Annotated in this window: 23 protein-coding genes, 6 tRNA genes and 2 other RNA genes; 11 read left to right on the forward strand and 20 right to left on the reverse strand. The window is 58.5% G+C overall.

Features of this window, described 5'->3' with window-relative positions:
• Positions 1-54: 54 nt before the first annotated feature.
• The 3 genes from D7S44_RS21020 to cysZ all read right to left on the reverse strand — a co-directional run bounded on the left by D7S44_RS21020 (position 55) and on the right by cysZ (position 2,146).
• Entirely contained in the window at positions 55-249 is a 195-nt protein-coding gene (locus D7S44_RS21020; protein ID WP_120458174.1) for a hypothetical protein, read from the reverse strand.
• Positions 250-264: 15 nt separating this feature from the next.
• Complete coding sequence (gene cysK / locus D7S44_RS21025; RefSeq protein WP_120458175.1) at positions 265-1,236, reverse strand: cysteine synthase A; 972 nt, start codon at positions 1,234-1,236, stop codon at positions 265-267.
• Between the two features lie 142 nt (positions 1,237-1,378).
• Positions 1,379-2,146: a sulfate transporter CysZ gene (gene cysZ / locus D7S44_RS21030; RefSeq protein WP_120458176.1), complete on the reverse strand. Its 768-nt coding sequence runs from the start codon at positions 2,144-2,146 to the stop codon at positions 1,379-1,381.
• Between the two features lie 218 nt (positions 2,147-2,364).
• Between cysZ and zipA the strand changes: the two genes are divergently transcribed.
• From zipA to D7S44_RS21045, 3 genes are all read left to right on the forward strand, one after another.
• Positions 2,365-3,423: a cell division protein ZipA gene (zipA, locus tag D7S44_RS21035; RefSeq protein WP_120458177.1), complete on the forward strand. Its 1,059-nt coding sequence runs from the start codon at positions 2,365-2,367 to the stop codon at positions 3,421-3,423.
• A gap of 66 nt (positions 3,424-3,489) precedes the next feature.
• Positions 3,490-5,508 carry an NAD-dependent DNA ligase LigA gene (gene ligA, locus D7S44_RS21040; protein ID WP_120458178.1) on the forward strand — a complete coding sequence of 673 codons (2,019 nt, stop codon included), beginning with the start codon at positions 3,490-3,492 and terminating at the stop codon, positions 5,506-5,508.
• A gap of 1 nt (position 5,509) precedes the next feature.
• The gene (locus D7S44_RS21045) at positions 5,510-5,728 is read left to right on the forward strand and encodes a DUF3820 family protein (RefSeq protein ID WP_120458179.1); all 219 of its coding nucleotides are present in this window, start codon (positions 5,510-5,512) and stop codon (positions 5,726-5,728) included.
• Between the two features lie 27 nt (positions 5,729-5,755).
• Here D7S44_RS21045 and D7S44_RS21050 read toward each other — a convergent pair whose 3' ends face one another.
• Positions 5,756-6,766, reverse strand: coding sequence for a bile acid:sodium symporter family protein (locus D7S44_RS21050; protein WP_120458180.1), 1,011 nt, complete (start codon positions 6,764-6,766; stop codon positions 5,756-5,758).
• A gap of 95 nt (positions 6,767-6,861) precedes the next feature.
• Here D7S44_RS21050 and D7S44_RS21055 point away from each other — a divergent pair, with 95 nt between their 5' ends.
• Complete coding sequence (locus D7S44_RS21055) at positions 6,862-7,782, forward strand: LysR family transcriptional regulator (protein ID WP_120458181.1); 921 nt, start codon at positions 6,862-6,864, stop codon at positions 7,780-7,782.
• On the opposite strand, the gene D7S44_RS21060 is transcribed toward D7S44_RS21055, so the two are convergent.
• The 7 genes from D7S44_RS21060 to D7S44_RS21090 all read right to left on the reverse strand — a co-directional run bounded on the left by D7S44_RS21060 (position 7,779) and on the right by D7S44_RS21090 (position 9,027).
• Entirely contained in the window at positions 7,779-8,126 is a 348-nt protein-coding gene (locus D7S44_RS21060; RefSeq protein WP_120458182.1) for a FlxA-like family protein, read from the reverse strand. The genes D7S44_RS21055 and D7S44_RS21060 overlap by 4 nt on opposite strands.
• A 158-nt stretch (positions 8,127-8,284) precedes the next feature.
• A non-coding RNA gene (locus tag D7S44_RS21065) (RtT sRNA) lies at positions 8,285-8,418 on the reverse strand.
• Positions 8,419-8,462: 44 nt separating this feature from the next.
• Positions 8,463-8,596, reverse strand: a non-coding RNA gene (locus D7S44_RS21070) — RtT sRNA.
• A 44-nt stretch (positions 8,597-8,640) separates the two neighbouring features.
• Positions 8,641-8,716, reverse strand: a tRNA-Lys gene (locus tag D7S44_RS21075).
• Between the two features lie 4 nt (positions 8,717-8,720).
• Positions 8,721-8,796 (reverse strand) — tRNA-Val (locus tag D7S44_RS21080).
• A gap of 41 nt (positions 8,797-8,837) precedes the next feature.
• A tRNA-Val gene (locus tag D7S44_RS21085) sits at positions 8,838-8,913 on the reverse strand.
• A 38-nt stretch (positions 8,914-8,951) separates the two neighbouring features.
• Positions 8,952-9,027, reverse strand: a tRNA-Val gene (locus D7S44_RS21090).
• Positions 9,028-9,298: 271 nt separating this feature from the next.
• Here D7S44_RS21090 and gltX point away from each other — a divergent pair.
• Entirely contained in the window at positions 9,299-10,714 is a 1,416-nt protein-coding gene (gltX, locus tag D7S44_RS21095) for a glutamate--tRNA ligase (RefSeq protein WP_120458183.1), read from the forward strand.
• Between the two features lie 36 nt (positions 10,715-10,750).
• Here gltX and D7S44_RS21100 read toward each other — a convergent pair whose 3' ends face one another.
• Together D7S44_RS21100 and D7S44_RS21105 are read right to left on the reverse strand one after the other, a co-directional pair.
• The gene (locus D7S44_RS21100; RefSeq protein ID WP_120458184.1) at positions 10,751-11,104 is read right to left on the reverse strand and encodes a YfeC-like transcriptional regulator; all 354 of its coding nucleotides are present in this window, start codon (positions 11,102-11,104) and stop codon (positions 10,751-10,753) included.
• A 111-nt stretch (positions 11,105-11,215) separates the two neighbouring features.
• Complete coding sequence (locus D7S44_RS21105) at positions 11,216-12,004, reverse strand: formate/nitrite transporter family protein (RefSeq protein WP_120458185.1); 789 nt, start codon at positions 12,002-12,004, stop codon at positions 11,216-11,218.
• A 353-nt stretch (positions 12,005-12,357) separates the two neighbouring features.
• Between D7S44_RS21105 and D7S44_RS21110 the strand changes: the two genes are divergently transcribed.
• Positions 12,358-12,433, forward strand: a tRNA-Ala gene (locus tag D7S44_RS21110).
• A gap of 45 nt (positions 12,434-12,478) precedes the next feature.
• Positions 12,479-12,554, forward strand: a tRNA-Ala gene (locus D7S44_RS21115).
• Positions 12,555-12,671: 117 nt separating this feature from the next.
• Here the strand turns inward: D7S44_RS21115 and D7S44_RS21120 are convergent.
• The 5 genes from D7S44_RS21120 to D7S44_RS21140 form a co-directional block, all read right to left on the reverse strand.
• Entirely contained in the window at positions 12,672-14,285 is a 1,614-nt protein-coding gene (locus tag D7S44_RS21120) for a rhodanese homology domain-containing protein (RefSeq protein ID WP_120458186.1), read from the reverse strand.
• Complete coding sequence (locus D7S44_RS21125; protein ID WP_120458187.1) at positions 14,278-14,868, reverse strand: cysteine dioxygenase family protein; 591 nt, start codon at positions 14,866-14,868, stop codon at positions 14,278-14,280. The genes D7S44_RS21120 and D7S44_RS21125 overlap by 8 nt, the downstream gene beginning before the upstream one ends.
• Complete coding sequence (locus tag D7S44_RS21130; RefSeq protein ID WP_120458188.1) at positions 14,865-15,845, reverse strand: ABC transporter substrate-binding protein; 981 nt, start codon at positions 15,843-15,845, stop codon at positions 14,865-14,867. The genes D7S44_RS21125 and D7S44_RS21130 overlap by 4 nt, the downstream gene beginning before the upstream one ends.
• Complete coding sequence (locus D7S44_RS21135) at positions 15,845-16,930, reverse strand: LLM class flavin-dependent oxidoreductase (RefSeq protein WP_120458189.1); 1,086 nt, start codon at positions 16,928-16,930, stop codon at positions 15,845-15,847. Before D7S44_RS21135 ends, D7S44_RS21130 begins: the two co-directional genes overlap by 1 nt.
• A 315-nt stretch (positions 16,931-17,245) precedes the next feature.
• A complete protein-coding gene (locus D7S44_RS21140) occupies positions 17,246-18,436 on the reverse strand; it encodes a NupC/NupG family nucleoside CNT transporter (RefSeq protein ID WP_120458190.1) in 1,191 nt (396 codons plus the stop codon).
• A 368-nt stretch (positions 18,437-18,804) separates the two neighbouring features.
• Between D7S44_RS21140 and D7S44_RS21145 the strand changes: the two genes are divergently transcribed.
• Together D7S44_RS21145 and D7S44_RS21150 are read left to right on the forward strand one after the other, a co-directional pair.
• Entirely contained in the window at positions 18,805-20,043 is a 1,239-nt protein-coding gene (locus D7S44_RS21145; protein WP_120458191.1) for an Nramp family divalent metal transporter, read from the forward strand.
• Between the two features lie 142 nt (positions 20,044-20,185).
• A complete protein-coding gene (locus D7S44_RS21150) occupies positions 20,186-20,770 on the forward strand; it encodes an NAD(P)H-dependent oxidoreductase (protein ID WP_120458192.1) in 585 nt (194 codons plus the stop codon).
• Between the two features lie 38 nt (positions 20,771-20,808).
• Here D7S44_RS21150 and D7S44_RS21155 read toward each other — a convergent pair whose 3' ends face one another.
• Entirely contained in the window at positions 20,809-21,150 is a 342-nt protein-coding gene (locus D7S44_RS21155; RefSeq protein WP_120458193.1) for a DUF2502 domain-containing protein, read from the reverse strand.
• A gap of 171 nt (positions 21,151-21,321) precedes the next feature.
• The gene (gene mgrA / locus D7S44_RS21160; RefSeq protein WP_120458194.1) at positions 21,322-22,311 is read right to left on the reverse strand and encodes an L-glyceraldehyde 3-phosphate reductase; all 990 of its coding nucleotides are present in this window, start codon (positions 22,309-22,311) and stop codon (positions 21,322-21,324) included.
• Positions 22,312-22,528: 217 nt separating this feature from the next.
• On the opposite strand from mgrA, the gene D7S44_RS21165 reads away from it, so the two are divergent.
• Positions 22,529-24,181: a thiamine pyrophosphate-binding protein gene (locus D7S44_RS21165; RefSeq protein ID WP_120458195.1), complete on the forward strand. Its 1,653-nt coding sequence runs from the start codon at positions 22,529-22,531 to the stop codon at positions 24,179-24,181.
• Positions 24,182-24,338: 157 nt separating this feature from the next.
• Positions 24,339-25,304, forward strand: a complete 966-nt coding sequence (gene glk, locus D7S44_RS21170; protein ID WP_120458196.1) for a glucokinase — start codon at positions 24,339-24,341, stop codon at positions 25,302-25,304.
• The last annotated feature ends 17 nt before the right edge of the window (positions 25,305-25,321 follow it).

The raw sequence follows: 25,321 nt of genomic DNA on the forward strand, positions 1-25,321 counted from the left end.
GTACGTCATTCCAGTTGAAGGGTCAAATTCCCTGTCGAGCGCTTCAGCTGCTAATTATGCCGTGATTCGCCATATCGCCAAATCCTTAAATCGATTCAGCTTGATCCACTTCAAAGGCGGATTAATTTCAGGCACCGAAATAATTGGCAGCTTAAATACCAGAGCAGTGTCACTGAAATCAATCTGGGCGGTGGCGAAAGTGGGATCTACGCCACAAAAAAGCACCCATTTGGGTGCTTTTTTCAGCATTTTCAGAATCTGGCGTTACTGCTGCAGCTCTTTCTCGGTGAAAAGATCGGCAAACAGCGCGGTACTCAGATAGCGCTCGCCAGAGGAGGGCAGAATGACGACGATGTTTTTGTTGGCGAACGCCTCATCTTCCTGCAGCTTCAGCGCCGCCGCGACGGCTGCGCCGGAGGAAATCCCGGCGAGAATGCCTTCTTCTTCCATCAGCTGGCGCGCAGTGTTGATCGCTTCTTCGTTGGTGATGGCCACCACGCGATCGATCAAATCGAGATCCAGGTTGCCGGGAATAAAACCGGCGCCGATGCCCTGAATCTTATGCGGCCCGGGTTTAATCTCTTCCCCTGCCATAGCCTGAGCGATGACCGGCGAGTCGGTTGGTTCGACCGCCACGGTAATCAGATCTTTTTTGCCTTTGGTATTTTTGATATAGCGAGAGACACCGGTCAGCGTTCCGCCGGTGCCGACGCCTGAGATAAACACATCCACAGCGCCGTCGGTATCTTCCCAGATTTCAGGGCCGGTGGTCTTCTCGTGGATTTCCGGGTTGGCCGGGTTGCTGAACTGCTGCAGCAGCACATATTTGTCCGGGTCGCTGGCGACAATCTCTTCTGCTTTAGCGATAGCGCCTTTCATACCCTTGGCCCCTTCGGTCAGCACCAGGTTGGCACCCAGCGCTTTCAGCAGCTTGCGACGCTCAACGGACATGGTTTCCGGCATGGTCAGCGTCAGCTTGTAGCCGCGCGCGGCAGCGACGTAGGCCAGCGCGATGCCGGTATTGCCGCTGGTCGGCTCGACCAGTTCGACGCCAGGTTTCAAAATACCGCGTTTCTCTGCGTCCCAAATCATATTGGCACCGATACGGCATTTTACGCTGAAGCTCGGGTTACGGGATTCTACCTTCGCCAGAATGCGGCCGTTACCGATGCGGTTCAGTCGAACCAGTGGCGTATGACCAATTGTCAACGAGTTATCTTCATAGATCTTACTCATAGCCTGTCCTTAACTGTATGAATTATTGGGAGCCCTCTGAGCATACCCTTTCTGTCTGCGCGCGGAAGGAAAGAAAACGCATATCTATATGTCCCTGCGCAATAAGCCTCTGCAAAAAATGCATAAGGCGTTCTGATGAGTACTAGCGTAGCTCACTACGACCCAGTTGCCCGCGATAGCGATCGACCCACATCGCCGTTGCGCCGCACACCGCTACCGGCATTATCGCCAGGTTGAGGATGGGGATCATGGTAAACAGGCTGACCAGCGCGCCGAACTGCATATTGGCCGATTTATGTCTGCGCAGGGCGCTGCGCATCTGCTGGAAACTCACCTTGTGGTTATCGAACGGATAGTCGCAATATTGCACGGAGAGCATCCATGCGCTGAACAGGAACCACAGCACCGGCGCCACCGTCTGGCCAAAGCCTGGAATAAAGTAGAGCAGCAGCAGGCCGAGCGCGCGCGGCAGATAGTAACCGAGCTTTTGCAGTTCGCGCTTCATAATGCGCGGTACATCTTTCAGCATCGCCAGCCAGCCGCTGTCCGGCATCGCTTTGCCCGTCAGGCGACCTTCCAGCTGTTCCGCCAGCAGCCCGCAAAACGGCGCGGCGATCCAGTTGGCAATAGTAGAAAAGAAGTAGCTGAACACCAGCACGATAGAGATAACTGACAGCGGCCAGAGCAGATAACTCAGCCACTGCAGCCAGTCGGGGATATACGCCATAAGCTGCGGGATCCAGTTGCCCAGCCGGTAAAACAGCCAGACGAATGCGCCGCCCAGCAGCAGGATATTGACCAGCAGCGGGACAATGACGAAACGTCGGATGCCTGGCAGACGAACCAGTCTCCAGCCTTCGCTAAAATAGTGCACGCCGTTGAAACTTGAGACAGTGTTCTTGTTGGCCATACAGGCAACTCTCCAGAAAATAATCAGGCGAGACCATGATAACCTGGCTTTTTCTCCTGACCATGAGGAGATTGTGTGAAAAAAGAGCAAAAAAACGTGGGGTGACTATCTTATTTGTCAGAAAATACTGCACGAGCTTGCACTTGTTTAGCTGGGCAAATACAGTTAGAGGATAAAGTTTGCCGCGGTGGCAAGGTATTGGAACAACAGAGAATACAATGATGCAGGATTTGCGTCTGATATTAATCGTTGTTGGCGCGATCGCCATTATAGCGCTCCTTCTTCACGGGCTGTGGACCAGCCGTAAAGAGCGCTCATCAGTGTTCCGCGATCGCCCGCACAAACGGCTCAAACAGCGCGACCAGCGCGACGATGATGAAGATAGCCTGACTGACGATGAAGAGGGCGTCGGCGACGTTCGCGTGCGCCATGAACGGCCGCATCAGGAGCCGCGCATCGATAATTTCCGCGACGAGCCGCAGGATGATACGCCTCCCTTCAGCGCGACGCCGGAGAAGCCGCGTCAGCCAGCCGCGCGCCCTCAGCCGCAGCCGGAAAACGATCCGTTGCTGACGCCGCAACAGCCGCGTACTCAGCAGCCGCGCCCGCAACCACAACCTCAGCCGGTCCAGACACCAGCGCCGCAGCAACCTGCGCCGCGCTTTGCGCCAGCGCAGCCCATACAGGCCGATCCGCTGCTGGATTTAGATCCGCTGGAAGCTGTACAGCCTGAGCCGGAATTCCAGGCCGAGCCGGAGCATGAGCCGCAGCACGCTGCTCATCACCAGCCGGAATATCAGGAGCCTCAGCACGAAGAACCGGTTCGCCAGGAGACGCCTAAAGCGCCGGGCAAGCCGAAGGAGACGGTGCTGGTGCTTCACGTCGCCGCGCACACCGGCGGCACGCTGAACGGCGAAGCGCTGCTGCAGGGCATCCTGCAGGCGGGCTTCCAGTTCGGCGAAATGAATATTTTCCATCGTCATCTCAGCCCTGCGGGCAGTGGCCCGGTGCTGTTCAGCCTGGCCAATATGGTTAAGCCAGGCTCGTTTAATCCAGACGAGATGTCTGATTTTTCCACGCCGGGCATCTCTATCTTTATGATGGTGCCTTCCTACGGCGACGCTAACCAAAACTTTAAGCTGATGCTGCAGTCCGCGCAGCGCATCGCCGATGATGTCGGCGGCGTGGTGCTGGACGATGAGCGTCGTATGATGACGCCGCAGAAGCTGGAAACCTACAAGACCCGCATCCGCGAGGTCATTGAGTCCAGAGAATAATCCAGGCCATTAATCCTGATTCACCAAACCCCCGCCTGTCGGGGGTTTTTTATCTGATGGGGCAATATGAAATCCGTTCAGGACCAGATCACCGAACTGCGCACCACGCTGCGCCATCATGAATATCTTTATCACGTAATGGACGCGCCCGAGATACCGGACGCCGAATATGACCGCCTGATGCGCGAACTGCGCGCGCTGGAAGAGCAACATCCCGATCTCATTACGCCCGATTCGCCGACCCAGCGCGTTGGCGCAGCGCCGCTGACGGTATTTGAACAGGTGCGCCATGAGGTGCCGATGTTGTCTCTGGACAATACCTTTGACGAAGCCGGTTTCCTCGCCTTCAACAAGCGCGTGCAGGATCGCCTGAAAAGCAGTGACGATATCGCCTACTGCTGCGAACTGAAGCTGGATGGCCTGGCGGTAAGCCTGCTCTATGAAAATGGCCTGCTGACGCGCGCCGCAACCCGCGGCGACGGCACCACGGGAGAGAACATCACCGCTAACGTTCGCACCATCGGCGCGATTCCGCTGCGCCTGAAGGGCGATGATTTTCCTGCGCGGCTGGAAGTGCGCGGCGAAGTCTTTATGACGCAGCGCGGCTTTGAAAAGCTCAATGCCGAAGCGCGTCGCACCGACGGCAAGGTCTTCGCCAACCCGCGCAACGCCGCTGCTGGCTCCCTGCGTCAGCTCGACCCGCGCATCACTGCGAAGCGCCCGCTGACCTTTTTCTGCTACGGCTTCGGCCTGCTGGAAGGGGGGGAACTCCCTGGCAGCCACTATGCGCGACTGCAGCAGTTTAAAGCCTGGGGATTGCCGGTCAGCGACCGGATCCGGCTGGTACAGGGCGCGGAAGAGGCGCTGGCGTTTTACCGGAATGTAGAAGAGACGCGTCCCGATCTGGGTTTCGATATCGACGGCGTGGTGATCAAAGTCGACTCGCAGGCGCTGCAGGAACGCCTCGGTTTTGTGGCGCGCGCGCCGCGCTGGGCAGTGGCGTTCAAGTTTCCGGCGCAGGAACAGATGACGTTCGTGCGCGACGTGGAATTTCAGGTAGGCCGTACCGGCGCCGTGACGCCGGTAGCGCGTCTGGAGCCGGTTCTGGTGGCGGGCGCGATGGTGAGCAACGCGACCCTGCACAACGCGGATGAGATCGAGCGTCTCGGCCTGCGCATTGGCGATAAGGTTGTGATCCGCCGCGCGGGCGACGTCATTCCGCAGGTTGTAAACGTGGTGCTCTCCGAGCGTCCGGCCGATGCGCGCGAAGTGGTTTTCCCCACGCACTGTCCGGTATGCGGATCTGACGTTGAACGCGTCGAGGGTGAGGCCGTGACGCGCTGTACCGGCGGGCTAATCTGCGGCGCGCAGCGCAAAGAGGCGCTGAAGCATTTTGTCTCGCGTCGCGCGATGGACGTCGATGGCCTGGGCGATAAAATTATCGACCAGCTGGTAGAGACCGAATATGTCAAAACGCCTGCGGATCTGTTCCGCCTGACGCCAGAGAAGCTGCTTGGCCTGGATCGCATGGGGCCGAAATCCGCGCAAAACGTGGTAAACGCGCTGGAAAAGGCGAAATCGACTACGCTGGCGCGTTTTCTCTACGCGCTCGGCATTCGTGAAGTGGGCGAAGCGACCGCTGCCAACCTGGCGAATCACTTTGGCGAGTTGCAAAAAGTGATGGATGCCGATCTGGAGGCGCTGATTGCGGTTCAGGATGTCGGCACCGTTGTCGCCACCCACGTGCGCAACTTTATGGAAGAAGAGAGCAACCGCGAAGTCATTCGTCAGCTGGTGAAAGAGGCGGGGGTGCACTGGCCCAGGATCGAGGTGGTGAAGGCGGAAGAGATCGACAGCCCGTTTGCCGGTAAAACCGTGGTGCTGACCGGCTCGCTGACGCAGCTAACGCGTGATGAGGCTAAAGATCGCCTGACCGCGCTTGGCGCGAAGGTAAGCGGCAGCGTCTCGAAGAAAACCGATCTGGTCATCGCGGGCGAAGCGGCTGGCTCCAAGCTGGTCAAAGCGCAGGAGCTGGGCATTGAGGTTATCGACGAAGCCGAAATGATTCGGCTGCTGGATGCCTGATATGGACAAGGCGTTCCTGGTTGAGATCGCCAATACGGCGATGCCGTTTGGCAAGTATAAAGGCTGCCTGCTCATCGATCTGCCGGAGCCTTACCTGCTGTGGTTCGCGCGCAAAGCGGAGTTTCCCTCCGGCCATTTAGGCGAGCTGATGCAGATGACGCTCGCTATCAAAATTGAAGGTCTGGAAGGTCTGGTCAAACCGCTTAAACGCAACGCGTAAAAAAGCCCGCTTCGGCGGGCTTTTTTATTACTTCTGCGACTCCACGACGGTCGGCCTCATCTCTTGCTTCAGCTTCTTCTCATGGCTGGCTTTGTAGCGCTGCGCGATATAAGAGCAGATCATCAGCTGCACCTGATGGAAAATCATTAGCGGCAGCACGATAATCCCCACCGCGCTGGCCGGGAAGAGAATGTTCGCCATCGGCACGCCGTTCGCCAGGCTCTTTTTCGAACCGCAAAACAGCACCACGATTTCATCAGCGCGATTAAAGCCAAACAGGCGCGAGGCGCAGAGATTAATTGTCAGTACCAGCGCCAGCAGCAGCAGACAGCCCGCCAGGATCCACAGCAGGGTATCAATGCCGACGCGATGCCAGATGCCGTTAACTACTGCTTCGCTAAAGGCGGAGTAAACCACCAGCAGAATCGAGGTCTGGTCGGTTTTGCCGATCAGGCTGCGATGCCTTTCCACCCAGCCGGCGATCCAGCGGCGCGACAGGTGACCCAGCACGAAGGGCACCAGCAGCTGCAGCATAATTTTGCCGACCTGCTCAAGCCCGTTGGTGGGCGCGCTGCTGTGCACGTCCATAACCAGATTCACCAGCAGCGGAGAGATAAAGACGCCCAGCAGGCTCGACGCCGAGGCGCTGCATACCGCCGCCGCTACGTTACCGCCCGCTATTGAGGTAAAGGCGATAGCGGACTGTACGGTGGCGGGCAGAATGCAGAGATAGATAAAGCCGGTATAGATCTCTGCGCTGACCTTAACCGGGTGCCACCAGACGATCAGCAGGCCGATAATCGGGAAGAGCACGAAGGTGCTGAACATAATCCACAAATGCAGCCGCCAGTGGCTGCTGCCCGCAATGATCTTTTCGCGTGACAGCTTGGCGCCGTGCATAAAAAACAGCAGGGCGATGGCGGCCGTGGTCAGGTATTCGAAGATATCGACAAAGATGCCTTTAGCAGGCAGGAAGGTGGCCAGCAGCACCGTGATGATCAGTTTGATCATCATCGGATCGAGTCGCAGAAATCCCATTGTTAAAATCCGGTTAAAATTTACATGGTGTGATTGTGCGGGAAGTGGGTTTAGAAATAAAATTGATTTATTGCATCAATCTATGAGCCATTTCGATGAATTACACTTTACGCCAGCTGCGCACCTTTGTCGCTGTCGCCCACTATGGCGGATTCAGCCAGGCCGGACAGGCGATTGGGTTAAGCCAGTCGGCCGTCAGCCACAGCATTAAAGAGCTGGAAGCCGTTACTGGCGTGCGGCTGCTCGACAGAACGACCCGCGAAGTGATGCTGACGGAAGCGGGGCAGCAGCTCGCCTCGCGCATGGCGAGCCTGCTGGAAGAGATGAACTCTACGCTGCTGGATATTCGCAGCTACGGCGAACAGCGCAGCGGTACGGTGCGTATCGCCGCCAGCCAGACCATCTCCGCGCATCTGATGCCGCAATGCCTTGCCGCGAGCCAGCAAAGCTATCCCGACATCAGGATTATTTTGCATGACCGAGTGCAGGAGATGGTTTTGCAGAGCGTACGCAATGCAGAAGTCGATTTCGGTATTGTTATTGGCCCGCTTAACGACAGCGATCTCGACTGCCAGGCGATTCTGGACGAGCCTTTTTTGCTGCTATGCCGCAGCGACGATCCGCTCGCCCGGGTGGATAAAGCGCAGTGGCGTATGCTGGCGGGACGCACTATGGTGTTGCAGGACTACGCTTCTGGCAGTCGGGTGTTAATCGACGCGGCGCTGCGACAGCAGCAGGTCGAGGTAAACGTCGTGCAGGAAATTGGACATCCGGCGACGCTGTTTCCCATGGTCGATGCGGGTATCGGCATCAGTATCTTACCGGCGCTGGCGCTGCCGCTTCCGGCGGGCAGGGCGCTGACCGTGCGCCGACTCTATCCGGAAATCAACCGCAGCCTGGTGCTGGTTAAGCGCAAGAACCGGTCGCTGACGCCTGCGGCGCAGGCGATCTGGCAGGAAGCGCGTCAGCAGGCGGCGCTGCTGACGCAACAACGCACGATAAATCCGGCGTTTTAGATATAGACGTTAACCTGATTGGTAGCGGTCGGACGATTAATGCCGTCAGCAGCCTGAACGCTCGCGGCCTGTTTCGCCGGTTCGCTGTTCTGCTGCGCCTGCTCGGTCTGCTTCTGCTCAAGCTGAGCAATCTGCGCTTCGAGCATGGCGATTTGCGACTGGTACATCTGCTCCATTTCAGATTTCTGCTCGTCGGTCAGATCCTGATTATCCGACAGCTCTTTAACCTGCTTCGTGATGCTCTGGATCTGCTTATTAAGCGCGGAAATCTGCGACGAGACGCTGGCGCTGCTGCTGCCGGCGCTACTGCCTGTACTGCCAGATAAAGCGGATATTGCGGACATCTTTTTTCTCCTTGCATGCAAATAGACAAAATCGTTATCGGTTCAGGAAAAAAAGGCTTGAGGCAAGAAAGCGTTAAGGTTTGGAAAAGGTATTGTCGGGGCCGCGGCGCAGTGGCCGGAAACGAAAAAAGCGCCCGTTGGGCGCTTTTCTCTGAATTTGGTGGGTCGTGCAGGATTTGCCTCGGCCCGTCCGGGGCCTCGCCCTGCGGGTGATGCTTTGCATCACCCTGAATCGCTCCGGCGATTCAGTCGAACCTGCGCAGGTTCTCATCCTGCACGCTAACCTTATGTGCACAGAAACGAAAAAAGCGCCCGTTGGGCGCTTTTCTCTGAATTTGGTGGGTCGTGCAGGATTTTCCTCGGCCCGTCCGGCGCCTCGCCCTGCGGGTGATGCTTCGCATCAGCCTGAATCGCTCCGGCGATTCAGTCGAACCTGCGCAGGTTCTCATCCTGCACGCTAACCTTACGTGTACAGAAACGAAAAAAGCGCCCGTTGGGCGCTTTTCTCTGAATTTGGTGGGTCGTGCAGGATTCGAACCTGCGACCAATTGATTAAAAGTCAACTGCTCTACCGACTGAGCTAACGACCCGAAGTGGTGGGTGATGACGGGCTCGAACCGCCGACCCCCTCCTTGTAAGGGAGATGCTCTACCAACTGAGCTAATCACCCACTTCGGTACTGCTTAACAAGAGTGTCATCTGACAAAGATATGGTGGGTGATGACGGGCTCGAACCGCCGACCCCCTCCTTGTAAGGGAGATGCTCTACCAACTGAGCTAATCACCCATATCTTATCTCTTGTTCACTGCGGGCCACCTTAAGAGTGGTGGGTGATGACGGGCTCGAACCGCCGACCCCCTCCTTGTAAGGGAGATGCTCTACCAACTGAGCTAATCACCCCCGCTGTGTGGAGTCGCATTATAGGGATCCTTCGAAGTGAGTCAACGCTTTTTAAAACTAAAATGCGCGTTCGCTTCAAAATTAGACATCCCGCGCTGCTTTTAGCCAATGTGCTGGTTTTATTAGCAGAAACCCGCCGCTTTACCCCTTTGCGCAGGCGCGCAGTCATTGAGGATTCAACGCCAAGTGCTAGAATGTGCGCACGGTTTTTCGCGTCTAACCCGTTTTTTGTCATCCAGACAAAGAACCTGCGCATCTAAGGCACTGCTGAATGAAAATCAAAACTCGCTTCGCGCCCAGCCCGACCGGCTACCTGCATGTCGGCGGCGCACGCACCGCGCTCTACTCCTGGCTTTTCGCACGTCATAACCAGGGCGAATTTGTCCTGCGTATCGAAGACACCGATCTGGAGCGTTCCACGCCGGAAGCCATCGAAGCCATTATGGATGGCATGAACTGGCTGAGCCTGGACTGGGACGAGGGCCCGTACTACCAGACCAAACGCTTCGATCGCTATAACGCGGTTATCGATGACATGCTGGAAGCGGGCACCGCCTATAAATGCTACTGCTCGAAAGAGCGCCTGGAGCAGCTGCGCGAAACGCAAATGGCGAACGGCGAAAAGCCGCGCTACGACGGCCACTGCCGCGACAGCCATGAACATCACGCGGCGGACGAGCCTTGCGTGGTGCGCTTCCGCAACCCGCAGGAAGGTTCGGTTATTTTTGACGACCAGATCCGCGGCCCGATCGAGTTCAGCAACCAGGAGCTGGACGACCTGATTATCCGCCGCACCGACGGTTCGCCGACCTACAATTTCTGCGTCGTCGTCGATGACTGGGATATGGGCATCACCCATGTGATTCGCGGCGAAGACCACATCAACAATACGCCGCGCCAGATCAACATCCTTAAAGCGATCGGCGCGCAGGTGCCGGTTTATGCGCACGTCTCTATGATTTTGGGCGACGACGGCAAAAAACTCTCCAAGCGTCACGGCGCGGTAGGGGTTATGCAGTACCGCGACGACGGCTACCTGCCGGAAGCGCTGCTTAACTACCTGGTGCGTCTGGGCTGGTCCCATGGCGATCAGGAGATCTTCTCTGTTCCAGAGATGAAAGCGCTGTTTACGCTGGACGCCGTCAGCAAATCTGCCAGCGCGTTCAACACCGAAAAGCTGCAGTGGCTCAATCACCACTACATTAACAGCATGCCGCCGGAATATGTGGCGACCCATCTGCAGTGGCACATCGAACAGCAGAATATTGACACCCGCACCGGCCCGGAACTGGCGAAGCTGGTCACGCTGCTGGGCGAACGCTGCAAAACGCTGAAAGAGATGGCGGCTTCCTGCCGTTACTTCTATGAAGAGTTTGATGAGTTCGATGCTGACGCGGCGAAAAAGCATCTGCGTCCGGTTGCGCGGCAGCCGCTGGAAGTCGTGCGCGATAAACTGACCGCCATTAGCGACTGGACGGCGGAAAACGTGCACCAGGCGATTCAAAGCACGGCGGATGAGCTGGAAGTCGGGATGGGCAAGGTCGGCATGCCGCTGCGCGTCGCCGTCACCGGCGCAGGCCAGTCACCAGGGCTGGACGTTACTGTCGAAGCTATCGGACAACGCCGTAGCGTGGCGCGTATTGAAAAAGCGCTGGCTTTTATTGCTGAACGCGAAGCGCAGGCCTGACAGACAAAAACCGGAAGCGCGATGCTTCCGGTTTTTTTATTCTTCGCTAATCCCCAGCCGCTGCAATACGCCTTTAATCCCTTCACGCAAAATCAGCGCGACAAGCTTATCCTGCTCACTCTGCGACATTTGCTGTACAGAACTTAATAGTAACGCAGGTAAAGAGTTCTGTTGCGTGGTGTAGGAGGCGTTGGGTTCGTTCAGGTTGCGCATGGACTGAATAAAGTTTTTCACGCGCTCGTCAATATGAATCAATCTCGCTTTACCGCCCTGTACGCCCGGCTTCGGCGTGGTGGTCCAGTTTTCGCGCTTAATCCATTTATTGACCGTTTGACGACTGTAACCTGTTTCGTTCGCGAGTTCTTCGGGGGTTAACCATTCCTTTTTCACGATGCTGTCCCTGTGTAATACATTAGCCATACATATTACAGCAAATCGTAACGCGTGAAAGTAACGCGAATGGAAATTGCCTTTTGCCTGGCGACAAAAGGCAAAAAAAAATTACTGCGCGGTACCTACTGCTTCAGCAGAAGGACGGAAGGCGAGGTAGTAAGCGAGGCCGACAAAAACAGCGCCGCCGACGCCGTTACCCAGGAACACGGCAACGAAGTTAGGCAGGTAATCCGCCCAGGTCAGCTGGCCAGCGAAGATGGCCGCAGGCACGATAAACATGTTAGCGACGACGTGCTGAAAACCGATGGCGACGAACGCCATAACCGGGAACCACATACCGAAGATTTTGCCCACCACATCTTTACTGGCGAATGCCAGCCATACCGCCAGGCAAACCAGCCAGTTACAGCCGATGCCGGAGATAAAGGCGTGCAGGAAATCCGCGTGCACTTTCGCACTGGCGATAGCGACGGTCTTCTTCAGATAGTCGCCTTCGGTCATGCCCAGCATATGGCCGAAGAACCAGGCGATGGCAAGGCTGCCGATAAAGTTAGCGATAGTGACCCAAAACCAGTTGCGCAGCACGGCGAAACCGCTAATACGGCGCGCAAACCAGGAGACTGGCATCGTCATCATATTGCCGGTCAGCAGTTCGCCGCCCGCCAGTACGGTCAGGATCAGGCCGACCGGGAACACGGCAGCGCCCAGCAGGCCGCCAAACGAGCCCCACTCAGCCGGTAGCGAGTTGATCACGTGCAGATCAAGCAGAAAGCCGGTGGCGATAAAGGCGCCGGCCATAAAGCCAAGAATTAATAAAGTCGGAATGGAGGCGCGGCTTTTAGTGACGCCAGCCTGAATCGCCAGTTGAGCGATCTCTTTAGGTGAATGCAGCGACATAGTATCTCGAATATTATTGATAGTTGTGACAGGGATGGTGTTGTTTTAAGGCGTGGGCAGCGATGACCACTTGGTTAGCGGGCTAAGTTTTACACGGCTTTTAACGGAAAACAAGAAAAATCCTAAAGGCTGTTTAACGGTAATTTAACCTGTCAAAGCAGTTAAAATCTGGTGCGTAACCGCGCTGTTTAGCGCTCCCTGTAACGACTGGATAAAAGCGGCTGAAAACAGCGTGTTCCGCTATTTGCCGCCTTTTTCAGCGATCAAACGCAGTTTTTGATTTTGCCGTTGACACCCTGAGGACGGTTTCATATCATGCCGTCCGTCGAGTAACACGACGGTTTTTTCGGTTCGGGGCTATAGCTCAGCTGGGAGAGCGCTTGCATGGCATGCAAGAGGTCAGCGGTTCGATCCCGCTTAGCTCCACCAAATCGCATCCCAACGATTTGGCACTGAAAAAACGATTCCAGATGTGGGGGTATAGCTCAGCTGGGAGAGCGCTTGCATGGCATGCAAGAGGTCAGCGGTTCGATCCCGCTTATCTCCACCATTTTCAAAGACCTGATTTCTCAGGCAGCTTCCTTAAACAGCAGACCAGTCAGTTAACGCATTTGCGCGCGCAAAAAAGAGCGACATCGCTGCCGCCCTGTTTTCATGCCCTCAATGTCTACGCCGTCACGCTTTGCGTTTCAGGCCGCAGGACGCGAAAGCCGTGTGTGCCGTCGCGATCCAGCTGCGCCACCAGTCCATACTCCCAGTCGAGATAGGCCTGCATCACCTCAGGTTCAATATCGGTGCCCTCATAAGGACGGCGATAGCGATCGATGGCGGGCGACAGCAGCGCATCCTCACCAGCCTCCGTCGGCAGTCCGGCGTTGCGCCAGGCGGTATTGCCGCCCTCCAGCAGATAAACCGGCTTGCCGGTCAGCGCCGCGACCTGTTCCAGCGCATAACCCGCCAGCAGGCTGCTGCCGCAGGTTAAGACATAGCGTTCGGCCTCTGGCAGCAGCGCTTTTCCCTGCTGTTGCAGCGTAGAGCGCAGCAGCCAGGCGGCGCCGGGAATATGGCTTTTAACATGGTTGGCGCGCGTGGTGAAATCCAGCACCTGGGTGTCGCCCTGGCTTAGCCAGTCGGCAAGCTGCCGCGGCGATACGCGCTCTGCAGGCACTGCGGCGGGCACCTGCGCCGTCCAGCCGCCCGTCGCGCTGAAATCCTCCGGCTGAAGACCCTCAAGTACCGCCACCTCCCAGCCCATCTGCGCCAGCCAGGAGGCTGCCATGCTGGCGCGCACGCCGTCGTTGTCGATCAGGACGATACGCGCGCCGCGCACGCTGGCGTAGTGATCGGTTTCCTGCACCAGCTGACCGCCTGGAACGTGACGGCTGCCCGGCAGATGACCGGCAGCGAACTCATCGGCGTCGCGCACGTCGAACAGATAAGTGGTGCGGGCTTCCTGCTGCCAGCGTGCCAGCTGGGCGGCGTCGATGCGCGCGACGCCCGCGCGATCCGCCACCTGTCGCGCCTGCGCGACGGCATGACGATGAGCGGTGTCGCTGGCGGCGCCATAGCGGCGGCTCTGCTGCTGCTCAAGCGGTAAACCGGCCAGCGTCCAGCCGATGGTGCCGTTGCGCAGCGCATAGACCGGATTGCGGATCCCGGCGTTAACCAGCGACTGCGTGCCGATAATGCTGCGCGTACGCCCGGCGCAGTTCACAATTACGGTGGTGGCGGGAGAGGGGGCGATATCGCGTACGCGCAGCACCAGTTCGCCACCCGGCACGCTGATGGCGCCGGGAACGGACATGGTGTGATATTCATCAAAGCGGCGCGCGTCGAGCACCACCACGTCAGCCTTGTCGCGCAGCAGCGCATCAACCTGTTCCGCCGCCAGCGACGGCGTATGGTTATGGTGTTCCACCAGCTCGCCAAAGGCTTTGCTCGGCGAGTTCACGTCGATAAACAGCTCGCCGCCCGCTGCGCGCCAGCCTGTCAGATCGTCCTTAAGCAGGGTGATATTGCTGTAGCCCCATGCCGCCGCGCGCGCCGCCGCCGTCTGCGCCAGACCTTCGCCGTTATCGTAAAGGGTAATCGCGGTGTCACGACGCGGAAGGCGATCCAGCCATTCCAGCTCCAGTTTTGAGAGCGGAATATTCACCGCAAACAGCGGATGTCCTTGCGCATAGAGCGCCTCGTCGCGGACGTCGACCAGCGCCACTTCCTGCTGCTGACGCAGCGCCTGCTGAATCTCTGCGGCGTCGCGCAGAGGAAAAGTTTTAGCCATGTGAGAGATCCCAGATATTAGGTAAGTAGCGGTTGCTGTAACCGGAGATAAAGGGTTTTGCGCTGCCATCTTCCCGATAGACGGCGCGTTTTACCGCGCCGATATTGGCGCCGTAAACGTGGATGCTGATAGATACGCGATCGTCGAAGGCGTTACTGACGCGATGGATATCGCCGACGCGCGGCGATACCGCTTCGATATGGCCGGGGTCCAGACGTACCGGCGCGCCGTCCGGCACCAGTCCGTCACGCGTCTGCGTAAAGCCCTGCGACACTTCCGCGCCGCGCAGCATGCCGATCAAGCCCCAGACGCGGTGATCGTGCACCGGCGTCTGCTGACCGGGCCCCCAGACAAAGCTCACCACCGAGAAACGCTGCTGCGCGTCGGCATGCAGCAGATACTGCTGGTAATGTTGCGGATGCGGCTGGGTAAACGCCTCGTCCAGCCAGTCGTCGTGCAGCAGCAGTGGACGCAGCAGCTCGCTGCCGCGCTCCAGAAGAGTCGCCTCATCCGGCTGCTGGTCGAGCAGGGCGGCGAGCTGCGCCACAAAATCGCGCAGCCGACGATAATTAAGATCGCTCACGATTTATTCTCCTGATAGTGGCGCGCCACTTGGTTGGCACCGTCCGCCAGACTGAAATCAAAGGCGTCGCTGACGTCGACCGCGTCAGGGAGCACCTGATAGCGATGAAAGAAGTCAGCGGATTTTTGCAGCGTAGCGATAAGCGAGGAATCGAATACCAGCGGACGGATGCGTGCATCGTCGATCCAGCTGCGGGTAATGGCGGTCGGCATATTGAGCGATTTTCCCAGCGCCTGCGCGAACGGCTGCGGATGCTGCGCCGCCCAGATCTGCGCCTTCGCCAGCCGCGTCAGCAGATCGGCGATGGCTTTGCGTTTCTCTGGATCGGCCAGCGCCTCTTTGCGCGCCAGCGCATAGGAGTAGCCGGACATAATGCCGCCGCCGCCGCCCTGTGGCACGCGCACCGTACCGTCGACCTGGGTTGAGGTGGCGATATAGGGCTCCCAGGGCGCCCAGGCGGAAACCGCGCCGGAGGTGAGCGCCGCGCGGCCATCCACCGGGCCGAGGAAGCGCAGCGTCACCTCGTCGGGCTTCAGACCGGCGCGCTCCAGCAGGCCAAGGATCAGATAGTGTCCCCAGCCGCCGCGGTTAACGGCGATCTGCTTCCCTTTCAGATCCTGCAGGCGGTGGATCCCCGCATCAGGACGCGTCAACAGCGCGATGCTGTCTGGATTGTTCTGCCACGCTCCGACCGCTTTAACCGGCGCGCCTGCGGCATAGACAAACAGGAACGGCAGATCGCCGGTAAAACCAACGTCCAGCGCGCCTGCATTCAGCGCTTCCTGCACCGGCGCGCCAGCGTCGAACGCGGTGAGCTTCAGTTCATAAGGCAGGTTTTCCAGTTCGCCGGAGGCCTTCAGCGCGGCGAAACGATCCCCTTTGACGTCGCCGAGGCGCAGCGTCACTTTTTCGGCGGCGAGGGCGTGATGAAGGCTTAACGCCAGCGTGATACCGGCAAACAGGGCAGCCAGACGCATCAGGCGCTCCTCTTGCCGCGCGTCAGGGCGGCGACTTTTTCGCGCGTCAGCGGCAGCAGCTCCCGGCCATACTCCACCGCGTCGTTCAGCGGATCGAAGCCGCGGATCAGCACGCTGTCGATGCCGAGTTGGTAGTAATCCAGCAGCGCGTCAGAAACCTGATCCGCAGTGCCCACCAGCGCGGTGGAGTTATAGCCGCCGCTCACCAGCTTCGCGATGCCGGTCCACAGCACTTTATCGTGGCGATCGCTTTCGTTAGCCGCCGCCAGCAAGCGCTGCGCGCCCACGCTTTGCGGCTTGGGCAGGCCGAAGGAGTAGCCCGACTCGGCCAGCTGCTTTTGCGCCGTCTGATAAATATGTTCCGCGCGCTCCCAGGCCTCTTTCTCTGTTTTGCCGATAATCGGGCGGAAAGAGATATTGAATTTAATATCACGGCCTCTTTTCGCCGCGGCGGCACGCACGGTTTGCACGGTTTCCGCCGCGCCCTGCAGCGGCTCGCCCCACAGCGCGAAAACGTCGGCGTGGCGCGCGGCGACCTCAATCGCTTCCGGCGAAGAGCCGCCAAAGTAGACCGGCAGTTTGCTTTGCAGCGGTTTGATGGCGGAGAAGGCCTGCTCGGCGCGGTAAAAGTCGCCCTGGTGATCCCAGGCTTCCGCTGAGGTCAGGCTCTTATTCAGCACGCTGAGAAACTCGTCGGTGCGCGCGTAACGTTCCGTTTTGTTGAGGAAGTCGCCATCGCGGCGCTGTTCGCTGTCGCTGCCGCCACTGATGATATGCACCGCCAGACGTCCGTCGGTGAGGTGATCGAGCGACGCCAGCTTACGCGCCGCCAGCGTTGGCGCCACAAAGCCCGGACGATGCGCCAGTAAAAATTTAATGCGCGAGGTGCTGGCGGCAGCGTGTGCCGTGACTAAAAAGCCGTCTGGTTGATCGGACCAGTAGCCCACCAGAACCCGGTCAAATCCCGCCTCTTCATGGGCGCGGGCGAAATCAGCAATATAGTTTTTATCAAATAACGACCCGCTGGCCGGAATGATTTCAGAGGCCAGACGATGGCCGATCATGCCCAGAAATTGAATGCTCATGCGCTTCTCCCGATGTTGAGTTACCAGAAAAACTACGGGGCGGCGGGCACGAGATGAAATTCGATATTGTGCAAAGGATTTGCGGGAAACGGGGAAGGGCGTCGCAGCGCGGTTGAGACGACGCGGCAGGCGTTATAACAAGCAGGAATAATTAAGAATAAGGGCGAGACATTGTCTCGCCCTGCAACGCGCTACCCGTTGGCAGCGCGGAAGTGAGTGATTCAACAAGGCGCAGATGGCGGCGTCTCTGCCGACTTTTCCCGCAACTTCCTGTCACGGGGCGCTTTGCTCTTCGTTCTCTCTCCCGCCTGTCCGTCAGAACGCCAGCACCAGACCGGCAATGGCGGCGGAAAGCACGCTAACCAGCGTTGAGCCGTAGAGCAGCTTCAGGCCGAAGCGCGACACCACGTTGCCTTGCTCCTCGTTCAGACCTTTAATAGCGCCTGCGACGATGCCGATTGAAGAGAAGTTGGCGAAGGAGACCAGGAACACCGACAGAATGCCTTCAGAATGCGGTGACAGATGGCCCGCCAGCTTCTGCAGATCCATCATCGCCACGAATTCGTTGGAAACCAGCTTGGTGGCCATAATACTGCCGACCTGCAGCGCTTCGTGAGCCGGCACGCCCATTACCCAGGCAAACGGATAGAAAACGTAGCCCAGCACGCCCTGGAAGCTGATGCCGAAGATAAATTCGAACAGCGCGTTCAGGCCGGAGATCAGCGCGATAAAGCCGATCAGCATTGCCGCGACGATAATCGCCACGCGGAAACCGGCGAGAATATATTCGCCCAGCATTTCAAAGAAGCTCTGGCCTTTATGGATGTCCTGCAGCTGCAGATCTTCCTCGCTGTCGACGCGGTAAGGGTTGATCAGCGACAGCACGATAAAGGTACTGAACATGTTAAGCACCAGCGCGGCGACCACATATTTCGGCTGCAGCATGGTCATATAGGCGCCGACAATCGACATAGAAACGGTCGACATCGCGGTCGCGGCCATGGTGTACATGCGGCGCTGCGACATTTTGCCGAGGATATCCTTATAGGCGATAAAGTTTTCTGACTGTCCCAGAATCAGAGAGCTGACGGCGTTAAAGGATTCCAGCTTGCCCATGCCGTTGACTTTAGAGAGCACGGTGCCGATACCGCGAATTACCCACGGCAGAATACGGAAATGCTGCAGAATGCCGATCAGCGCGGAGATAAAGACGATCGGACACAGCACATTCAGGAAGAAGAACGCGAGGCCTTTATCGTTCATATTGCCGAACACGAAGTTGGTGCCTTCGCCTGCGTACTTAAGAAGATGGTCGAACAGACCGGCGAAACCTTTAACGAACCCGAGCCCTGCCTCGGAATTCAGGAAGAACCACGCCAGCAGCACTTCAATGACCAGAAGCTGGACAATGTAGCGAATACGAATACTTTTACGGTCATGGCTGACGAGTAACGCCAGCACGCCTACCACCACCAGTGCTAAAAGGAAGTGCAAAATATGGGACATGCTTGCTCCAGATTTGAGGAGGGTTGTAATTTGCTGCGTATTCTATGTAACGCGTTACTTAAAAACGAGATCAAATCCACATTATAAGGATTCGCTATCACCCGTTTTCTCAGAAAACTCTCACCCGTCACAGCCTGTTCACAAAACGTTCACAGCAAATATCCACAAAAATATTGTCTATAATATGTCCAGAGCGTAGAGTGAGACGCGTTGCACATTTTTTAACAAGTCTCGCTTTACCGTAAGGTATAGCAATGGCTATACTTCATAGCACTATCTATTACAGCAATAACGATAACCGCATTTCACTTGCCGCGATCAGGCCATACTCTGGCATGGTTAAAACGCGTTCAGACAGGTAGAGAATTATGTTTGAGAGTCGTACCGCCGAGCGTGCCGCTCGCGGAGCCAGAAAAATCAAGCTTGCGCTGCTGGGTCCGGCCTTTATTGCCGCTATCGGCTACATCGATCCAGGCAACTTTGCGACCAATATTCAGGCTGGCGCAGCCTACGGCTACAAGCTGCTGTGGGTGGTGGTCTGGGCCAATATCATGGCGATGGTCATTCAGCTGATGTCCGCCAAGCTCGGTATCGCTACCGGTAAAAACCTTGCTGAACATATTCGCGATCGCTTTCCGCGTCCGGCGGTGTGGTTCTACTGGGTACAGGCGGAAATCATCGCAATGGCGACCGACCTGGCGGAGTTTATCGGCGCGGCGCTCGGCTTTAAGCTGCTGCTCGGCATTTCGCTGTTGCAGGGCGCGGTGCTGACCGGCGTGGCCACCTTTTTAATCCTGATGCTGCAAAGCCGCGGCCAGAAGCCGCTGGAAGTGGTGATTGGCGGCCTGCTGCTGTTCGTGGCGGCGGCCTATATCGTCGAGCTCTTCTTTTCGCAGCCGAAGGTCAGCGAGCTGGTCGTCGGGATGGCGCTGCCGTCGCTGCCGACTTCAGATGCCGTATTCCTGGCGGCGGGCGTGCTGGGCGCCACCATTATGCCGCACGTCATCTATCTCCATTCGGCGCTGACGCAGTTCGGGGCGAGCGGTAATAAAAGTCAGCGTTACTCTTCGACCAAGCTGGATGTGGCGATCGCCATGACCATTGCTGGCTTTGTTAACCTGGCGATGATGGCGACCGCCGCCGCTGCGTTCCACTTCAGCGGCCACAGCGCCATCGCCGAGCTTGATCAGGCTTACCTGACGCTGACGCCGCTGCTCGGCCATGCCGCAGCAACGGTGTTCGGCCTGAGCCTGGTTGCGGCGGGCCTGTCATCTACCGTGGTCGGCACCCTGGCCGGTCAGGTGGTGATGCAGGGCTTTATCCGCTTCCATATTCCGCTGTGGGTGCGTCGTCTGGTTACCATGCTGCCCTCTTTTATCGTCATTATGGTGGGCTGGGACCCGACGCGCATTCTGGTGATGAGCCAGGTGCTGCTGAGCTTCGGCATCGCGCTGGCGCTGGTACCGTTGCTCTCTTTTACCGGCAACCGCGAGATTATGGGCGAGATGGTTAACTCGCGCCTGATGCAGAACGCTGGCCGCGCCATCGTGGTGCTGGTGGTGGCGCTCAATGCTTATCTGCTGGTTGGCGAGATCCTCGGTCTGTAAAGCTGCTAAAACGCTGGCCTGCCTTATCACAGGCCAGCGTTTCTCTCTCTTTAACCGCATGTGCGCCTGTCGCCGCGGCCCGCCCCAGGTCATCTACTATCGATATGCAGTCGTTTTCTCTTCTTTGAACAGGAGTCAGCCTATGCATGCTCTGATAGTGGTCGCCCATCCCGATCGAGATTCATTTACGCACGCTGTCGCCAGGGCGGTGACAAACGAGATCCGCTCCCCGCACACTTTTGAAATCGCTGACCTGATAGCGGAGGGGTTCGATCCACGCTATGGCGAGGCTGACCTGGCGCTGTTCCGCAACCAGTCTGCGCCGCCTGCCGACGTGCTGGCCGAGCAAAAGCGCATTGACCGCGCCGACGCGCTGGTGCTGGTTTATCCCGTTTACTGGTGGTCCTTCCCCGGCGTGCTGAAAGGCTGGATCGACCGCGTATTTACCAGCGGCTGGGCGTATGGGGAGACGCCTGAGGGCAAAATCAATAAAAAGCTGGGGCGTCTGCAGGTGCATCTGTTGGGCATAGGCGGGGCGAATCTGCGTACCTATGCGCGCCGCGGCTATTATGCCGCGATGCGCACGCAGATCGATGAAGGCATTTTTGACTATGTCGGCGCGGCGGTGAAAACGTCGGAACTGATTTTACTGCCTGACGCCGACTCGCCTGAAACGCATCTGGAAACGGCACGGCAGACGGGACGCCGTTTATTCGCCGAACCGTAGCCTCTCAGGCCGCGTAGCGCAAAGGCGAATAAGTCTGCTTAATAATGGTGGCGATCGTAACGATCGTGGTGGCGCTGCGCCTCGCGCCAGTGGTGACGGCGTTCGCGCTCATGCCAGCGGCGCTCGCGCTCCCACTGCTTCTGACGTCGCCACTCTTCATGGCGCCACCAGCGATGATTATTGTACTGGTACCGGTCGTTCCACCAGCGCGGCTCGCGCCAGCGGCCGCCGTCCCAGTAGTAACCGCGGCGATCGCGGTCTCCCAGATGCAGCGTTACGCCCGGCGCCAGGCTAATAGAGGCACCAGCAGCCTGGACGTTTTGGATCGCCAAAGGCGACAGGCAGGTCAGCAAAGCAGCAAAAATTATCGCAGGTTTCATTTTCTTCTCCTTATTAGCGGCAGGGCCGCTGCGCGGTGCAGGCGTTATGCCCGCGCATTGCTTGTGTGACGAGTAGAGTGTCGCTGATAATTGTGAGGAAAATCTGGAGAAAAGAGGGATTGAGACAATTCCGGCTGTAGAAATGCCCGGCGCGAACCGGGCGGCAAACAGTTACAGCAGTATACCTTCAATAGCGGAAAGCTCAGCGATAGTGAAGTGGCGGTTCGCCAGCATATCCACCGCATCGTCGATCTGCGCGGTTTTGCTTGCGCCAATCAAGACGGAGGTCATGCGGTCGTCGCGCAGCGCCCACGCCAGCGCCATCTGCGCCAGCTTCTGGCCGCGCTGTTGCGCAATCTCATTCAGCCTGCGCACTTTTTCCATTTTCTCATCGGTGAGCTGCTCCTCGCGCAGGAATTTACTGCCGCTGGCAACGCGCGAATCCTGCGGAATGCCCTGCAGGTAACGGTCGGTCAACACGCCGCCCGCCAGCGGAGAGAAGGCGATGCAGCCGACGCCATTGTCGCCTAAGGTATCCAGCAGGCCGTTTTCCGGGCCGCGTTCAAACATCGAATAGCGCGGCTGGTGGATCAGGCAGGGGGTGCCCAGATCGCGCAGGATCGCGATCGCTTCCGCCGCGCGATCCGCCGGATAGTTAGAGATAGCGGCATAGAGCGCCTTGCCCTGACGCACCACCTGATCCAGCGCGCGCATGGTCTCTTCCAGCGGCGTCTCCGGGTCCGGGCGATGGTGATAAAAGATATCGACATACTCCAGCCCCATGCGTTTCAGGCTCTGATCGAGGCTGGAGATAAGGTATTTACGCGAGCCCCAGTCACCGTAAGGGCCGTCCCACATGGTGTAGCCCGCTTTGGTGGAGATCACCAGTTCGTCGCGGCAGGCGCGGAAATCTTCGCGCAGGATGCGGCCAAAGTTCTCTTCCGCCGAGCCCGGCGGCGGGCCGTAGTTGTTCGCCAGATCAAAATGGGTAATGCCGCGATCGAACGCATGGCGCAGCAGTTCGCGGCTGTTATCGACGCGCGTGCTGTCGCCAAAGTTATGCCACAGGCCAAGCGAAATTGCGGGCAGCTTTAGCCCGCTGCGGCCGCTGCGGCGGTATTCCATCTGCTGATAACGGCCGGGATGCGGAAGGTAGGTCATACGGCGTTCCTGTCTCAGGGAAGAATTTTCAAGCGCAAGAATAGCAGTGTATACGTTTACACACAGTCACAACGCGTCGCAGATCGCTTATTTACAGAATAATCCCCCATCGTAACGCCGGGTTGCCACTTTTTTGTTCAGCTGATTGCGCTGCTTTCTAGCCGGTCTGGCAGCATAGTAGATACTCAAACCAGACATCTGGTGAAAGGAGTGGCATATGCAACGCTTTACCGTAGGAGATTATCTGCTGACGCGCCTGCAGGAGATAGGCATCGGCCATCTGTTTGGCGTGCCGGGCGACTATAACCTGCAGTTTCTCGATCGCGTTATCGCGCATCAGGATATCGGCTGGGTCGGCTGCGCCAACGAACTTAACGCGGCCTACGCCGCGGACGGCTACGCACGCTGTCGCGGGGCGGCGGCGCTGCTGACCACCTTCGGCGTCGGCGAGCTGAGCGCCATCAACGGTATTGCCGGCAGCTTCGCCGAATATGTGCCGGTGATCCAGATTGTGGGCGCCCCCGCGAGTGAGGCGCAAAAGCGGGGCGACTGCGTGCACCATTCGCTCGGGGATGGCGATTTTCGTCATTTTTTGCGTATGGCGGGCGACGTTAACGCGGCGACGGCACAGCTCAGTGCGGGCAACGCCACGGCGGAGATCGATCGGGTGCTGGCCACGGCGATGCGGGAAAAGCGTCCCGGCTATCTGATGCTGGCGGTAGACGTCGCTGAAGCGGAGGTCGCGCCGCCAGCCGCGCCGCTCGACGTCGCGCCGATCTCCAGCGAGCAGGCGCGCCGGGCGTTCCGCGCCGCTGCTGAACAGCTGCTGGGGCAGGCGCGTCGCGTTGCGCTGCTGGCTGATTTTCTTGCCGGACGCTGGGGCCAGCAGGAGGCGCTGGCCCGTCTGCGCCAGCGGCGCGCCATTCCCTGCGCCACGCTGCTGATGGGCAAAGGAGTGCTGGACGAGCAGCAGCCAGGCTACGTCGGCACCTACGCCGCGGCGGGCAGCGAGAGCGGGGTCAGCGAAGCGATCGAGCAGACGGATGTGACGCTCTGCGTCGGCGTGCGTTTCACCGACACTCTGACGGCGGGCTTTACCCAAAACTTTGCCCCTTCGCAGCTAATCGATCTCCAGCCTTTCGCCGCCAGTGTGGCGGGCGAACGTTTTGCGCCGCTCACTATGGCGGATGCGCTAAGCGAGCTGGAAACGCTTTTCGCGCGTTACGGCGAACGCTGGGCGCTGGCGCCGCACGCGCCGCTCGCCGAGGCGGTAGATGAGGCAGCGTATATCAGTCAGACCGCCTTCTGGCGCGCGATGCAGCACTTTTTGCAGCCGGGCGACATTATCCTTGCCGATCAGGGTACCGCCGCCTTCGGCGCGGCGGCGCTGCGTTTGCCGCCCGGCGCGCAGCTGCTGGTGCAGCCGCTCTGGGGTTCTATTGGCTATACTTTACCCGCAGCCTTTGGCGCGCAAACCGCCGCGCCCGCGCAGCGGGTGATCCTGATTACAGGCGACGGCTCGGCGCAGCTGACCATTCAGGAGTTAGGCTCGATGTTGCGGGACGGGCAGAGGCCCGTTATTTTCCTGCTGAACAACGAGGGCTATACGGTGGAGCGCGCCATCCACGGCGCCACGCAGCGTTATAATGATATTGCGCAGTGGAACTGGACCGCGCTGCCGCAGGCGTTTTGTCTGCATGGGCAGGCGCAGAGCTGGCGCGTCACCGAGTGCGTGCAGCTCGAGGAAGTGATGGCGCGCCTGCAGGCGCCCGACTGCCTGACGCTGATTGAGGTGGCGATGCACAAAGACGATCTGCCGCCGTTGTTGCGTAAGGTGACGGCTTGTCTGGCGCAGCGCAACGGGGGATAAGATTCGGAGTGTTGCCGCTGTCAAGCGGCTTGCCGGACGGGTAGGCTGTGCGCACCACCTTCAACGCTCGTCTTTTGTCGCGGCGAGCGTTGTTGTTTTACCGGCAGACTTTTATAGTGTCCTGCATCTTAGGGACCCCAAGCGGAGCAACAAAAGAATGACAACTTATGCCCTGGTCGGCGACGTCGGCGGCACCAACGCGCGACTCGCCCTGTGTGAGGTGGAAACCGGCAGCATCTCCCAGGCCCAAACATTCTCAACTTCAGATTATGACAGCCTCGAAGCCGTCATCCGCCACTATCTTGGCGAGCAGCTGAAAGACGTTAAAGACGGCTGCATCGCCATTGCTTGCCCTATCACGGAAGACTGGGTCGAAATGACCAACCATGACTGGGCTTTTTCCACCAGCAAAATGAAAGCCAGCCTTGGCTTTGATCACCTTGAAATCATTAACGACTTCACCGCCGTTTCGATGGCGATCCCGATGCTGACCGCCGATCATGTGATTCAGTTCGGCGGCGGCGAGCCGGTGAAGGATAAGCCCATCGCGATTTATGGCGCGGGCACCGGGCTGGGCGTCAGCCATCTGGTGCACGTTGACCGCCGCTGGGTCAGCCTGCCGGGCGAGGGCGGCCACGTCGATTTCGCCGCCAACAGCGATGAAGAAGATTTGATTCTGGAGGTGCTGCGCGCCGAACTGGGCCACGTCTCTGCCGAGCGCGTGCTCTCCGGCGCCGGACTGGTGAATCTCTACCGCGCTATCGTGAAGGCGGACAATCGCGTGCCGGAAAACCTTAAGCCGAAGGATGTCTCCGAACGCGCGCTGGCCGACAGCTGCATCGACTGCCGTCGCGCGCTGTCGCTGTTCTGCGTCATTATGGGACGTTTTGGCGGCAACCTGGCGCTGAACCTCGGCACCTTCGGCGGCGTTTATATCGCTGGCGGCATCGTGCCGCGCTTCCTCGAGTTCTTCAAGGCTTCCGGCTTCCGCGCCGCCTTTGAAGATAAAGGGCGCTTCCGCGACTACGTTTCCCGCATTCCGGTCTATATGATCACCCACGATCAGCCTGGCCTGCTGGGCGCAGGCGCGCATCTGCGCCAGACGCTGGGACGTATTCTGTAAAACGCTTCTGAAACGGC

The sequence above is a fragment of the Pantoea piersonii genome (assembly GCF_003612015.1).
Taxonomy (GTDB): domain Bacteria; phylum Pseudomonadota; class Gammaproteobacteria; order Enterobacterales; family Enterobacteriaceae; genus Pantoea; species Pantoea piersonii.